We start from the raw sequence: 14,145 nt of genomic DNA on the forward strand, positions 1-14,145 counted from the left end.
TGGCAACGCTACGCGGCGCCGCGGCAGGACGTGGCGGGACTCAGCGATGCGGTGGCATCGAACGGAAACGCCGAAAGCCGGCCGGGCCGGCCGGCGTGGGAAAGCCGTCTCAGCGCTGGCGGCCCAGCCGCCAACGATGCAGGCGCTGGGCCCACTTCAGCGTGCGGGCCGGGCGCCGCCGCTGTTGCCAGGCTTCGGCCACCAGCCGACTGGCTTCACCCAGGGTGGCATCGAGTTGGACGATATCGGCCAGCTTGTTCATACCCAGCTTGTGCTTCATCGCCACCACGAAACCGGACAGGGTTTCACTGGCCTGCTCGCCAACGATGGTGACGCCGACGATGCGATCGCTGCCGTGCTCGGTCAGCACCTTGACGAACCCCGCATCGGCGCCGCCAAGCGCGCCCGGCAAGGTGGCGAGTTCGAGCCGCGATATATCCAGCTCGAAGCCCTGCGCCTTGGCCTCGGCTTCGGTCAGCCCCACCGTGGCGATCTCGGGAGCGGTGAACACTGCCCGCGGCAGCACGCGCTCACTCACCGCGAATCGCTTGAAGTCGCCGAACAAGGCATTCACCGCGGCGTACCAGGCCTGATGCTCGGCCACATGGGGCGCGCCCTGGGGGCCGGCAACGCTGCCCACCGCATAGATGTTCGGATAGCGGGTCGAGAGGTATTCGTCGACCTCCAGGCTGCCATCCTCCGCGCACTGCAGCCCAAGCGCCTCGAGGCCCAGACCGGCGACATCGGCGCTCTGCCCCAGCGCCAGCAGAATGCGCTCGAAGGGCAGCGCCTGCTCGGCCTCGTCACCGGCCCGGCAGATCAACCTGCGCTCGCCGTCAGCGACTTCGACACGTTGCGCGACCAGGCCAAGGCGCAGCTCGACACCATCTTCGCGCAGTGCCGCGGTCACCGCCTCGACGGCCTCCGGGTCTTCCTGTTCGAGCAGCGCCTCCCGCTCGCTGACCAAGGTGACGCGGCAGCCCAGGCGCCGGAACGATTGCGCAAATTCGCAAGCGCCCGCACCGCTGCCGTACACCAGCAGATGGGCGGGCCGTTCGCGGAGTTCGCAAAGGTTGTCGCACGTCAGCGGCTCGACGGACTCGAGACCGGGAATCGCGGGCAGTCGCGGGCGGCTTCCCACGGCGATGACGATGGCGCGCGCGGTCAGGATGCGCCCCTGCACCTCCACCGACCAGGGCGAACGCAGCCTGGCTTCGCCGCTGATCACCTCGACACCGAGCCGTTCGAGTTCCGCTACCGATGCCCCCTTGCGCGCGCTGCTGGCCTGGCGCTGCACACGGCTCATCACCTCGGCAAAGTCGAGCGCGTCGGCCGCACGGTCGACGCCCGCCTGCCGCGCGGCCCTGGCGAAAGCCGCCGAGCGCGCCAACGCACGGGCCAACACACCCCCCTCATGCATCGTCGTGCCACCCAGGCGGCCACGCTCGACCAGACTGACCTGCGCTTTCAACGAGGCGGCGATACGCGCCGTCGCCAGGCCCCCGGTGCCACCGCCGATCACCACCAGGTTGCGCTCGAAGCGCTTGGGCCTGTCCCAGCCGCGGTAGGCCCGCCGCGCCTTGTAGGAAGTCAGCAGGCGCGTGGCCACCAGCGGGAATACCGCCAGCAGAACCAGCGTGCCGATCATGGCCGGGGAAAGAATGCCGGACAGCGAGTCGATCCTGACCAGCTGCAGGCCGGCGTTCACGTAGATCGCATGCCCCGGCAGCATGCCCAGCTGCGTCGTCCACCAGAAGGTCCAGAAGCCGACCCGCGTCAACCCGAGCGCGGGATTCAACAGCACGAAAGGAATCAAGGGAATCAGCCGCAACGAGACGAGGTAAAGGCTGCCGTCGCGCGCCAGCCCCTTGTTGATCCCGGTGATCTGCCTCCCGAAGCGGCGCTGGATCCAGCCACGCAGCATGAACCGGCTGATCAGCATCGCCACGACGGCGCCGACGTTCGAGGCGAACGACACCAGCACGGTGCCTTCGACCAGGCCGAACAGGGCACCGGCCAGCAGCGTCAGCACCACGGTACCGGGGAACGACAGCGCGGTGAGCAGCGCGTAGCCGGCAAAGAACAGGCCGCGCGCCCACCAGGGGTGCGCCTGAACCTGCGCATGCAGCGCGCCGCTGTTGGCCTTGATCGATTCCAGGGTGAGGTATTGGCCGAGATCGAAGGCGAAGAAAGCGGCCACCGCCGCCGCCAGAATCGCCAGAAGCAGCAGCCGCGACGAGCTCATCGCGCGCACTCCCAGGCCATGGCAGCGCCGGCTCCGGCATCTGTGCGCCCGTCGTCGGGCGGGAGGTCGCGGATATGGAACGGATGACGCGCGGCGGGAGGTCGGAACATCGGGCGCTGCTCTGTGGGCTTCTCGGCTTTGAGCCCCCCGCTTCGCCTACGTTCCCGGGCGCCTGGGATGGTGCAGGCGTGCCAGTGCGCTCGCGCGAGCGGAAACTATGTCTCCCGTCGCGGAGCCAAAGACCGTAACCACATGACCTGCACTCGCCCTGACAAGGATTACCGATGAAGCAACCCAGGCTTATCCACCATGGTGCCCGCGAAGGCGTTACCGGCTCCTGCCATCAGCTGTGGATGGACGAAGACAGCAGCGTGCTCATCGACTGCGGACAGTTCCAGGGAGCGGATGCGCCGGACGACGACGAGCTGGCGCTGGACTTCGCCATCGATGGCATCAAGGCCCTGATCATCACCCACGTGCATATCGACCACGTCGGGCGCATTCCCAACCTGCTGGCCGCCGGTTTCGAAGGCCCGATTCTGTGCAGCGAGCCCTCGGCCCGGCTATTGCCGATCGTGCTCGAAGATGCGTTCCGCCTGACCATAAGCCGCGACCAGGCCTATCTCGAGCGGTACCTGAAGATCGTCGAGCAGCGCATCATCGCGCTGCCCTATGACCACTGGTTCAGCCTCCACGACACCGACACGGCCGTATGCAAGGTGCGCCTGCAGCCGGCCGGGCACGTGCTGGGCTCGGCGTACGTGGAGTTCGACTTGCAGACGCCGGCGCGGGACAGCAGACGAATCGTCTTCAGCGGCGATCTCGGCGCGCCCCATTCGCCCATCCTGCCGGACCTGGCGCCACCGGAGCGGGCCGACCTGCTGGTGCTGGAGAGCACCTATGGCGATCGCCGCCACGAAGATCGCACGCACCGGCGCGAGCGCCTGCAAGCCGCGATCGAACGTGCGCTGGCCGACCAGGGTAGCGTGCTCATTCCGTCTTTCAGCATCGGCCGAACCCAGGAACTGCTCTACGAACTGGAGGAGATCCTCTTCGAACATAGCCAGTCCGACGATGACTCCGGCTCGTCGAGCAATGACCCGATCGACTGGCCCGAGCTGCCCATCATTCTCGACTCACCGCTGGCCAGCCGGTTCACCCGTACCTACAAGGACCTGCAGGTATTCTGGGATGACGACGCGCGACGTCGCCTGGAGGAAGGTCGCAAGCCGCTATCGTTCCGCCAGCTGGTGACCGTGGACAGTCATGACGAGCACCTGCGCGTCGTCGAACACCTGGCCGCCACGGCGCGCCCGGCGATCGTCATCGCAGGCAACGGCATGTGTTCCGGAGGGCGCATCGTCAACTATCTCAAGGCCATGCTGGGTGACCCGCGCCACCATGTGCTGTTCGTGGGCTATCAGGGCAAGGGCACGCCGGGCCGGGACATTCAGACTTACGGCCCGGAAGGCGGGTACGTCGACCTCGACGGCGAGCGCATCGACATCCGCGCCAGCATCGATACGGTTGGTGGCTACTCGGCGCACGCGGACCAGGCCGACCTGGTCGGCTTCGTCACCCGGATGAAGCAGTGGCCAGGCGAGATTCGGCTGATTCACGGAGAGCCCCAGGCCAAGCAGCGCCTCGCCGAGCTGCTGCGGGCACGCTATCGCGAGGCCGGCCAGCCAGGCGAGGTAACGATTCCCTGAGCAACGGCCGGGCCGATGGATGTGCTCATAAGAAGCCAATGCGGGTCCACCCGCTCTGAGCCGACAGTTCCAGCTCGGCAGCCCGTGGATTTCGCACTTGCGTATGGAGCAGCTCTAGAGCACTGCGCTCGGTATCGGCCACTGTCCCGCGAGGCGGCGTAGCCCTGGAGTGCCCCGTCCAGCGCTACGCCGCGATGCGCTGCCGTTTTATATCGCGTCGAATGCCGCCTGCAGCTCGTCCTGCTCCGTCTTCCCGTCTTGCAGAAGCAGCATGAGCAGAATGCGCGCCTTCTGTGGGCTGAGATCCCCTGCCATGACGGCGCCGGCATCTGCGGTGGTTTTGCCACCGCCTTCGAAGCCGTAGTTGGCCATGACCCGACCGTTATGGACGCGCGTCGAGATCACCACGGGGATCTGTTTGCCCAGCGCGTACTTGACGGCCTCGAACATCGGCTGGTTCATGTTGCCCATGCCCAGCGCCTGGACCACGATTCCTTTCGCCCCCTGGTCGACCGCGCTGCGCAGCAAGGCACCATCGGCACCGCCGTACATGGCAACGATCTCGACCTTTGGCATGGCGTCGCTTTTGATCGCGATATGCTGCCGACGCAGCGGCTCCCGCGCGAAGATCACGCGATCGGGATAGACCTCTCCGAGCAACCCGTAATCACCCGACTGAAAGGTCTCCACGTTCGCCGTATGGGTCTTGGTCACGTGACGTGCGGCGTTGATCTGGTTGTTCATGGCCAACAGGACGCCCTTGTCCTTCGCCTGCTCATCGACGGCAATACGCACCGCGTTGAGCAGGTTGCGCGGGCCATCGAAGTCCGACGAGGAGGCGTTGCGCTGTGCGCCGATGACCACGACCGGCTTTTCGGACTCGACAGTCAGGTCAAGCCAGAAAGCGGTTTCCTCCAGCGTATCGGTGCCGTGCGAGACGATGACGCCTGACACCTCCGGGCGCTGCAGCGCAGCGTTGACCGCCTTGGACAGTTCGATCCAGCGCGGCGGATCCATGTAGTCCGAAGGCACGTTCGACAGGTTGTCGACCTCGATCTTCGCGTATTCGGCCACCTCCGGCACCGTGGCGAGCAGGTCATCTCCGGAAATGGCAGGCACGGGCGCCTTCTTGATCGGGTCGATCTTCATGGCGATCGTGCCGCCCGTGGCAATGAACTGGACGGTCGGCTTCTCTTGCGCGTTGGCGCTGCCGATCAGGGCCGCACAAAGCCCGGCCAGCAAAAGTGTTTTTTTCTTCTTCATGTCAGTTCCTTGCCAATCAATTTTTATGGGGCAAGGGAACTGACAGCCGGTCGGCCGTTTCGTTGAAGTTGCAGCCAGCAAGCCGAGGTGTTCGGCGTCCGCTGGTTATGCCCACTGAACCTCATCGAACAAGGCCATCGCAACCCTGGCTAGCGGAAGCTGCCTGCCATCGAGTTCAACGAGCAGCACGCGTGCCCGCTCGAGCGAGCCTGGTCCAATGCTGCGGAAGCAGCCGACGGCATGCCCTTCGGGTGCGCAGCGCTAGGGCAGCTGTTGCCGAGCCGATCTGCTTCAGCCTCGGTGGAGTGCCTGCAGAACGAAGTCAGTGCGGTCGGCAACACTGGCCCTTGGGAGTATCCGGACGTCGTATCCGAGGGTTTTGTACGTGGCTTCCAGGTGAGTGTATTCGGCCACGGCCTCGGCGAAACCATGCCGTCGCTGCTCGTCGACACGATAGATGTCCGGCCAGGGCGGGGTCAGAAAGACGAGCCGCCCGTAAGGCTGGAGGTCGCCCAGGGTGTATGACATCGACAGTCCGCAGAGCCGCTGAAGGGCAGCCGCGGCATCTATGAGCCCGCGGTCGAAGAACACCGGCCCGCTGGCCGATGCCACGCGCTCGAGGTCCAGCCTGGCGACGCGCAGCGCCTCGTGGAGGAACGCGGCCATATCTACCCAAGGCAAGCCAGCATTTCGACTCTGCTCGGCAATGACCCGCCGGCCGGGTTCCTTGACCACGGCATACCCGCGCCGGCGTAGCGCCTCGAGCAAGGTCGACTTGCCGCCGCCGGAGCACCCGGAGATGACCACCAATTGCTGCACTCGCATCAGCTCATCCTGCTGCGTAGCCCTACCCGACCGCACCGGACACCGCAATGGCCGGCCAGGTGCTCACTTACCATGGCGCGCCGGCCGCAAGCACGCGTTGCCCAGCGAGCCAGGGCGTGCGACCGGCTTCCGGCCCGCTGGCCGACCATCAGTCAAACGTCAGCTTCGCCCCCGCATAAATCGTCCGCCCGGGCGCGGGCTCGTAGTAGCGGCCGAAGTTATCGTTGATGCGCAGGTTGTCGTAGTAGTCGCGGTCCAGCAGGTTGTCGATGCCGACGTAGGGCTCCCAGCGCTGATCGCCCCACGCCATTCGCCAGCCCAGGCGGGCGTTGGTGACCGCGTAACCGGCCACGCGATCGCGGTTGGCGTTGTCTGCGTACTGGTCGCCGTAGGCGTTGACGTTGACCCGCGCATACCAATCGTCACGGTCATAGCTGACCTCGGCGAACAGGCTCTGCCGCGGAATCCCCGGGATGCGGTTGCCGTCGTAGCCCTCGAACTGGTCGAAACGGTAGTGGTTGTAGCTCCAGGCCCCGGTCAGTCGCCAGAAGCGCCCCACCAGCCAGTCCCCGCTCAGCTCGACACCGTCGCGACTGGAGCGGCCGGCGTTGGTGTAGAAGGTGCGTCCGTCGACTTCCGGGACCAGCTCGTCCTCGATGCGCATGCTGTAGAGCACCGCTTCGTAGCGCAATCCCGGGTACTCGCCTTTCAAGCCAATCTCGCGATTGACCGACTGCGCCGGACCGAGCGAGGGATTGAAGCCGCCCCCGTTCGGGTTGGCCATTTCGTTGATCGTCGGCGTCTCGAACGAGGTCGCGTAACGCATGTACGCCACATGATGGGCGTCCAGTTGCCGGCTCAGGCCCAGGCTGTAGTTCCAGTCCTCCAAGGTTGCGCTCGCCCGAGGCATCGCCGTCACTCAGGTAACGGTCCTTCGCCTCGAGCCGCACGCTGTCATAGCGCACGCCGGCGGTGAGCAGCCAGGCATCGCCGAGGCTCAGCTGATCCTCGACGAACACACCCCGGCTGTCCGCCGTTTCGCGCTGGCGCTGAGTCAGGGCGCCGGTGATGCCGCCGGGCAGGTTGTCGTTGCGTGAGCGCTCGTCGCGCTGGCTTTCCAGGTCCATGCCGACCGTTAACTGATGCGGCAGGCCCGCCAGTTCACGGTGAAAAGTGCGCTGCGCGCCCAGCCCGGCGAACCAGCGGTCATAGGCGGTCTGGCCGTTGTTCTGCAACGGGAGGCGGTTGCTGAACTCGCGCTGGCCGTAATAGCTGCGCAGCTGGTAGGTATCGTCGCCTGCGGCCTGTCCATCCCAGACCAGCGAGACGCGCTGCTGCTCGACAGTCTCGTCGGAATCGTACTGCAGGCTCTGCGGCCGTGCCTGGGAACGGTCCGCCCGGACCTGATCCAGCGTCAGGCCACCGGGATCTTCGGCGCGGTTGTCGATTGCATGGAGGGTGAGCCCGAGCGTGCCGCCCTCCCCCTGCCAGCGCAGCTTGCCAGTGAGGTGGTTGGTTTCGGCGGTGCCGTGCGTGCGGTAGCCGTCGAGCTGTGTGGCGTTGACGGCGAGCAAGGCACCCAGCGAGCCGGCACTGCCACTGGTTTCCGCACGCATGCGGCGATAGCCCAGTTCGCCGCCGGTCACCTCGACCTGCGTGAACGGCGTGTCGCCCGGTTCTCGCGTCTGGATCGCCAAGACGCCACCGGCGGCATTGCCGTAGATGGTGGACGACGGACCGCGAATCACCTCGATGCGCTCGACCAACGCGGTATCCAGCCCATCCATCTCGGTCTGCCCGTCAGGCATGGTCAGCGGCACCCCGTCGACCAGCACCCGCACGCCGCGAACGCCAAAACTGGAGCGCGACCCGAAGCCGCGAATGGACAAGCGCATGCCCTGCGCCAGGTTGTAGCGGCTCTGCGAAAGCGCGCCCGGCACAGGCCCGAGCAGGCTGTCGAGGGTGAGCAACTGCTCGCCGGGCTGGTCCTGCGCCGACACGGCGGACACCGCCATCGGCAAGGTAAACCAGTCGGATTCCGTCCGGGGTGAGCTCACTACCAGGGGGTCGAGCGTGAGCGGTTCGCTCGTCTGCGCGAGCAAGGGTGCGGTCGCCAACGAGAGCGATCCGGCAAGAAACAGTCGATACATGGTTGAGCCTTGTTGTTATGGAGTGACGTTGCTGTCGCCGACCTCTGTGAAAAAAGCCTGACCAGAAGAACGCGATTGGGCCGCCTTGGCGCCCAGCGCTCCGGCACACCGGTTTCAAACTACAGAAACGACCTGAAGCGGGGAATCCTCCCTTAGCGTCATCAAGGCAACGCACATGCCAAGCCACTTGAGCCACCACCAACTGCGGTTCGCGTATTCGACATGGCCCAACGGCCACCGGTCCTGCTGACGTGGGCACGTCGTTCTTAATCGCTCGGTTCTGCAAGCAGTCTGCGGGAAGCGGGTCAGGAGTCGCCGCGTCCCCGTAGCGACGCGACAGCTGTCGCCGCCGTGAACGGTCAGGTTGCGACACGTCGCTTCAACCTCGACGCCCATGGACCGCGCAACGCCGCGCCATCGCGGGCGTAGCAACCCAATCGCAACGGCGACACCCCCGAATCGAGCCCGCCGTAGCCCTGCGATCGGTCCGCAGTTAGACCCGCGATTAGCGCTGAGCGAGCCATCGTGCCGGCCTATTGACCTCAAGTTCACTTGAAGTCCTAGAGTCGCTCGCGTCGGGCCTGGCAACCGTTGCCTGCCTTCCCTGCTTGTGGATCAGGATCAAAGCGCCGATGTGCGATTTAAATGAGATATTCCTGGATACCGGCGACCTGTCGCCCGCGCCCTCCATTGTCTCGCCGGCCTCCATGCCAGATGGCGGTATGAGGGTCCGCCGGGCGGCGTGTCGCGATCTGCTCGCCTTGTTCGCGATTCACCGGGCGCTGTTCTTGCCGCACATCGCCCGGCTCTGGGGCTGGGATGAACGTTGGCAGCGCGCCAATTTTCTAGAGCAGGTGGCCACGGCCAGCACCTGGGTCGTGGAGAGCGATTCGGGCATCGCCGGCTATCTGCAGTTCGAGGAACAGGCCCGGCGAATCTACCTGCGCAACATCGCACTGGTACCGGCGTACCAACGGCGGGGAGTCGGTACCCGGCTGGTGGAGGCCCTCAAGACGAAGGCGTCAGCACGCCGCATCCCCCTGACGCTCAGCGTGTTCAGGACGAACCTGGCAGCCAGGCGGTTCTATGAGCGCCAGGGGTTCACCGCTACGCACGAGGCGCGCACCCATATCGACATGCGCTGGGTGCGCCCCGGCGCAAGCGATCAATGCCCGGGCAGCGGTACTGACCGGGTCGATTCGATGATGACTGTGCATGGATCGCAGTCAGTCGATGGCTGAGACTTCCTGGCTCATGGCTGTCAGTCGAAAGCCCGTCGTTTCCGGTCGACCGCACCCGGAGGAACCCATGCCCTCGGAAACCCTGCTTGCCTTTGTGACCTATGCCTTCGTGACCTCAATCACCCCCGGCCCGAACAACACCATGCTGCTGGCGTCCGGTTTGAACTACGGTTTCGTCCGCAGCTTGCCGCACGTCCTGGGCATCAGTATCGGCTTTGCGGTACTGGTGATGGGCGTGGGCGCGGGCCTGGGGCGCCTCTTCGAGGCCTTCCCTGCGCTGTACGCTCTGCTGCGGATCGTTGGCGCGGCCTACTTGCTATATCTGGCCTGGCAGATCGCGACGGCCGCACCGATGCAGGATGCTTCGGCGCCGGGGCGTCCTTTCGGCTTCTGGAAAGCGGCGGGCTTCCAATGGGTCAATCCCAAGGCCTGGATCATGGCTATCGGAGCCATCACGGCCTATCTGCCGGCCGGTGGCGGCGTGCAGGCGGTCGTGGTGCTCGCGCTGCTCTTTGCCCTCGTCAACGCGCCCAGCGTGGTGGTTTGGGTCACCTTTGGCACCACGCTACGCCGCTGGCTGACCGATACGCGCCATTTACGGCTCTTCAATATCGCGATGGCCTTACTGCTCGTACTGTCGCTGCACCCACTGCTGCTCGGGTAAGGGCGTATCGGTCGGTTCATGCGGCTGCCTGCCCATGGCTGAACCACCAATCAGCGTCTTCGGATCCGATTCGGGAGGACCAAGCGATGGCCGGGAAAGCCACCCACAAGGACCCTTTGCTACCGATTGGCGAAATCAGCAAACGCAGCGGAGTTGCCGCCTCGGCCCTGCGCTATTACGAATCGCTCGGCTTGATCAGTTCGTCCCGCCAGGGCACCAGCCGGCGCTATTTCCCGCGTTCGACGCTGCGCCGCGTGGCGTTCATCATCTTTGCCCAGAAGATCGGCTACTCGCTCGAGGCAATCGGTCAACAGCTGGCTTGCCTGCCCACCGACAAGCTGCCGACGAACAGGGATTGGCAGGCGCTATCTCGCGGCTGGAAGCAGCAGGTTGCCCAGCGCATCAGGGAATTGCAGCGACTCGATATGGATCTCGATCACTGCATCGGCTGCGGCTGTCTCTCGCTGCAGCGCTGCAAGCTGGCCAACCCCAACGACTTGGCCGGCAACTATGGGTCCGGCCCTCTGCGATGGCTCGCGGACGAGATGCCCGAGCACGAGTAAAAGCGCATCAATTTCAGTTCCCGATCCGGAGCTACTGATCGACGTCCATGCTGGGCGCGATTTGTTTTGCCCGTCAGAAAGCCACCACCCTCGCCTCGTAACCGTTTCCCTTGCCATTGCCCAGATCCGTTGGGAACTCTGGTGGTAGCCAGCCCCCGCACCCTGTCCCCACTATGGGCAGGACACAGGCTCCAGCGCGGCGTGGTTTCGAACATCCAGGCAAGGGTGGTCAGCGGAACAAGTAGGCACAAGCCGACGTCGAGGTGTAGTCCAGATCCAGCGCGCCCCCGTGACCTTGCCTCCGGCACAGCGCCAGTCCAGGTCCGGAACAGGTGGCGGCTCATGTCGCAGGCGAACCAGGGACCGGTCATCACGTTCTGAAGCGACGCAACCTCTGGCTTCAGCTGATGCGCCAAATCTTCCGCACGGGTTTTCGGCGGGCACAAAAAAAGCTGCCCTTGGCAGCTTCTCTCGTTCCACCCTTTTAAGAAAAGGAGGGACTTGTATGGCGCAGCGGACGGGACTCGAACCCGCGACCCCCGGCGTGACAGGCCGGTATTCTAACCGACTGAACTACCGCTGCGCGTCGGCCGGACTTTCGTCCGTAATTTCGCAAAGGTTGGTGGCTGATGACGGGATCGAACCGCCGACCCCCTGCGTGTGATGCAGGTGCTCTCCCAGCTGAGCTAATCAGCCGTTCGCCTTGCGAGGCGCGCAATTTACTGGCGAGCCACAGGCAAGTCAACACCAGCGTTGGATTTTTTTGCGGAACGCGTGGTCCACCGTCATCACCGTTCAGCCTGTCATCTTCGCCGGGCACTCTTGCCGCTTGCTGCTGTCACTGCTCAGACCGGCGGCAAAACCCGGCAACTCGATTCGATGGATATCAGAACCATAAAAGGCCAAGGAGCAACGCTTGTCTTTGCCTGACGTCTTGCGCAAATACCGGCCCTACTTACCGCTAGCCCTGAGCGCGCTGCTGGTCGCCCTGTTCGCCGTCTACCTGGTCGGCCGTGTGAACGAATGGCTGGCCTTGACCGATACCACCGCCCCCCCCGCTGGCACGCCGCAAGACACCCAGGCCCTGGCGCGCCCCGAGGTCGAACAGTTGCAGCGCGTGTTTGGCTCCCCTGCCCTGCCAGCGGAAGGTGCGTCGACCACCGCTGCGGCCAACCTGACACTGCACGGCAGCTTCGTCAGCGCCGACCCGGCGCGCTCGAGCGCGATCATTCAAATTGACGGGCAACCGCCGCGTCTGCTGTTCACTGGCGATGAGCTCGAGCAGGGCGTCACCCTGCAGCAGGTCAACGCAAACGGCGTGCAGATCATGCGCAACGGGCGAATCGAGCAGCTGATGTTTCCCAAGTCCCGCTCGCCCCTCTACGCGCCAGAGCCCTATTCCGAGCCGCCTGCAAACGCACCTGACCCGGCGGCTGAACAGATGCAGCAGCAGATGGAAGCGCTGCGCCAGCAGCTGGAGCAAGCGATCGACCAGCCGCAAGACACGCCCACCAATGACCAGCCTATGGAAGAAGACTGAACGATGCCGCCGCTTCTCTCTCGCCCGCTAATCATGCTGGCCGCCGCCGGCCTGCTCGTCGGCGCTCCGGCGCTGGCCCAGGTTGCCGAGCCCGGCATCGAGCCAAGCCAGACCCAGATGAATGGCTGGACGATCAATCTGAAGGACGCCGACATCCGCGCCTACATCGACCAGATGAGCCAGCTCACCGGGCAGACATTCATCGTCGACCCGCGGGTCAAAGGCCAGGTCACCGTGGTGTCGAACGCGACGCTGGACACCGAAGAGGTGTACCAACTGTTCCTTTCGGTGATGGCCACCCATGGCTACAGCGTCCTGTCGCAGGGCGACGTGACACGCATCGTGCCCAACGCCGAGGCCAAGGCCGAGCCAGGGGGCGGGCCGACCGGCGGCGATCAGCTGGAGACGCAGGTCATCCAGGTGCAGCACACCTCAGCCACCGAGCTCATTCCACTGATCCGTCCTCTGGTGCCCCAGTACGGGCATCTGGCGGCGGTCGGCTCGGCCAACGCACTGATCATCAGCGATCGCAGCGCCAATATCGCACGCGTCCGCGACCTGGTGCGCCAGCTCGATCGCGCCGAGAGCGACGATTACACGGTGTTGAATTTGCGCCACGGTTGGGCGGTGGACATCGCCGAGGTGCTGCGCAACTCGCTGCTGCGCGGTGAAGCGAAAACCAGCGCCGGCCTGCAGATCATCGCCGACTCGCGCACCAACCGACTGATCTTCATCGGCCCGGCGCAAGCACGCAGCAAGCTGGCGGCGCTCGCGCAATCGCTCGACTCCCCCGCCACGCGTTCGGCCAACACCCGTGTCATCCGCCTGCGCCACAACGACGCCAAGTCGCTGGCCGAGACCCTGGGCGACATTTCCGAAGGGCTGGCAGCACCCGCCGAGGGGGACAACACCACGACACGCAATCAGCAGATTCTCATTCGCGCCGACGAAAGCCTCAACGCGCTCGTTCTGCTGGCCGATCCGGAACTGGTGGGCACGCTGGAAAGCATCGTCCGGCAGCTCGATGTGCCACGCGCGCAGGTCATGGTCGAAGCCGCCATCGTCGAGGTGTCAGGCGATATCAGCGACGCGCTCGGCGTGCAGTGGGCGGTCGATGCCAGAGGCGGCACCGGTGGCGTCGGGGGGGTCAATTTCGGCAATACCGGTATTTCGATCGGGAGCGTACTCAACGCCATCAACGACAACGAGATCCCGAACAACCTGCCCGATGGCGCGATCATCGGTGTGGGCACGCGCAGCTTCGGCGCCCTCATCACCGCGTTGTCCTCCAACAGCAACAGCAACTTGCTGTCGACGCCGAGCCTGCTGACCCTGGACAACCAGGAGGCGGAGATACTGGTCGGCCAGAACGTGCCCTTCCAGACCGGCAGCTACACCACCGACTCGGCCGGGGCCAACAACCCGTTTACCACCATCGAGCGGCAGGACATCGGTGTGACGCTGAAGGTAACGCCGCACATCAACGAAGGCGCAACGCTACGCCTGCAGATCGAGCAGGAGATCTCCTCGATCGCCCCAAGCGCCACGCTTGCCGCACAGGCCGTCGACCTGGTCACCAACAAGCGCTCGATCAAGAGCACCATCCTCGCCGAGGATGGCCAGGTCATCGTGCTTGGCGGCCTGATTCAGGACGACGTGACGCGCACGGCGTCGAAGGTACCGTTACTCGGCGATATACCGCTGCTTGGCGGGCTGTTCCGCTCGACCGAGGAAACGCGCATCAAGCGCAACCTCATGGTCTTTCTCCGGCCGACGGTGGTGCGCGACCGTGCCGGCCTGGCAGCGCTGTCGGGCAAGAAGTACAGCGACATCCGGGTGATCGAAACCGATGCGGGCTATCCGAGCATCCTGCCGGCCGATCCGACGCGGCTGTTCGACGGCCAGGGCGAGCCGGCGCCGGCGATCGATCTGCGCGCCGCGCCGC

At 65.2% G+C, this 14,145-nt stretch carries 9 protein-coding genes, 2 tRNA genes and 2 pseudogenes; 6 read left to right on the forward strand and 7 right to left on the reverse strand.

The window, feature by feature from the left end:
- Positions 1-109: 109 nt before the first annotated feature.
- Positions 110-2,245, reverse strand: coding sequence for a dihydrolipoyl dehydrogenase family protein (locus CL52_RS11375; RefSeq protein WP_043220687.1), 2,136 nt, complete (start codon positions 2,243-2,245; stop codon positions 110-112).
- Positions 2,246-2,529: 284 nt separating this feature from the next.
- On the opposite strand from CL52_RS11375, the gene CL52_RS11380 reads away from it, so the two are divergent.
- Entirely contained in the window at positions 2,530-3,954 is a 1,425-nt protein-coding gene (locus CL52_RS11380; RefSeq protein WP_043220689.1) for an MBL fold metallo-hydrolase RNA specificity domain-containing protein, read from the forward strand.
- A gap of 207 nt (positions 3,955-4,161) precedes the next feature.
- On the opposite strand, the gene CL52_RS11385 is transcribed toward CL52_RS11380, so the two are convergent.
- The 4 genes and pseudogenes from CL52_RS11385 to CL52_RS21630 form a co-directional block, all read right to left on the reverse strand.
- Entirely contained in the window at positions 4,162-5,217 is a 1,056-nt protein-coding gene (locus CL52_RS11385) for an asparaginase (protein ID WP_043220690.1), read from the reverse strand.
- 291 nt (positions 5,218-5,508) lie between these two features.
- The gene (locus CL52_RS11390) at positions 5,509-6,042 is read right to left on the reverse strand and encodes an AAA family ATPase (RefSeq protein WP_200889396.1); all 534 of its coding nucleotides are present in this window, start codon (positions 6,040-6,042) and stop codon (positions 5,509-5,511) included.
- Positions 6,043-6,190: 148 nt separating this feature from the next.
- Positions 6,191-6,952, reverse strand: coding sequence for a TonB-dependent receptor domain-containing protein (locus CL52_RS21625; protein WP_305809520.1), 762 nt, complete (start codon positions 6,950-6,952; stop codon positions 6,191-6,193).
- 64 nt (positions 6,953-7,016) lie between these two features.
- A pseudogene (locus tag CL52_RS21630) lies at positions 7,017-8,192 on the reverse strand (TonB-dependent receptor domain-containing protein); the annotation flags it as partial.
- A 632-nt stretch (positions 8,193-8,824) separates the two neighbouring features.
- On the opposite strand from CL52_RS21630, the gene CL52_RS11400 reads away from it, so the two are divergent.
- From CL52_RS11400 to soxR, 3 genes are all read left to right on the forward strand, one after another.
- A complete protein-coding gene (locus CL52_RS11400) occupies positions 8,825-9,433 on the forward strand; it encodes a GNAT family N-acetyltransferase (RefSeq protein ID WP_074519894.1) in 609 nt (202 codons plus the stop codon).
- Positions 9,434-9,500: 67 nt separating this feature from the next.
- The gene (locus tag CL52_RS11405; RefSeq protein ID WP_043220691.1) at positions 9,501-10,097 is read left to right on the forward strand and encodes a LysE family translocator; all 597 of its coding nucleotides are present in this window, start codon (positions 9,501-9,503) and stop codon (positions 10,095-10,097) included.
- Between the two features lie 86 nt (positions 10,098-10,183).
- Positions 10,184-10,660 (forward strand): redox-sensitive transcriptional activator SoxR, encoded by a 477-nt coding sequence (gene soxR / locus CL52_RS11410; protein WP_043220692.1) that lies wholly within the window; start codon positions 10,184-10,186, stop codon positions 10,658-10,660.
- Positions 10,661-11,166: 506 nt separating this feature from the next.
- Here soxR and CL52_RS11415 read toward each other — a convergent pair.
- Both CL52_RS11415 and CL52_RS11420 read right to left on the reverse strand, forming a co-directional pair.
- Positions 11,167-11,243 (reverse strand) — tRNA-Asp (locus tag CL52_RS11415).
- A 37-nt stretch (positions 11,244-11,280) separates the two neighbouring features.
- Positions 11,281-11,356, reverse strand: a tRNA-Val gene (locus CL52_RS11420).
- Between the two features lie 220 nt (positions 11,357-11,576).
- Here CL52_RS11420 and CL52_RS11425 point away from each other — a divergent pair.
- Positions 11,577-12,200 carry a type II secretion system protein N gene (locus CL52_RS11425; protein WP_043220696.1) on the forward strand — a complete coding sequence of 208 codons (624 nt, stop codon included), beginning with the start codon at positions 11,577-11,579 and terminating at the stop codon, positions 12,198-12,200.
- 3 nt (positions 12,201-12,203) lie between these two features.
- A pseudogene (gene gspD / locus CL52_RS11430) lies at positions 12,204-14,135 on the forward strand (type II secretion system secretin GspD); the annotation flags it as partial.
- Positions 14,136-14,145: the final 10 nt, after the last annotated feature.

Source organism: Stutzerimonas balearica DSM 6083, from assembly GCF_000818015.1.
In the GTDB taxonomy this organism is placed as follows: Bacteria; Pseudomonadota; Gammaproteobacteria; order Pseudomonadales; family Pseudomonadaceae; genus Stutzerimonas; species Stutzerimonas balearica.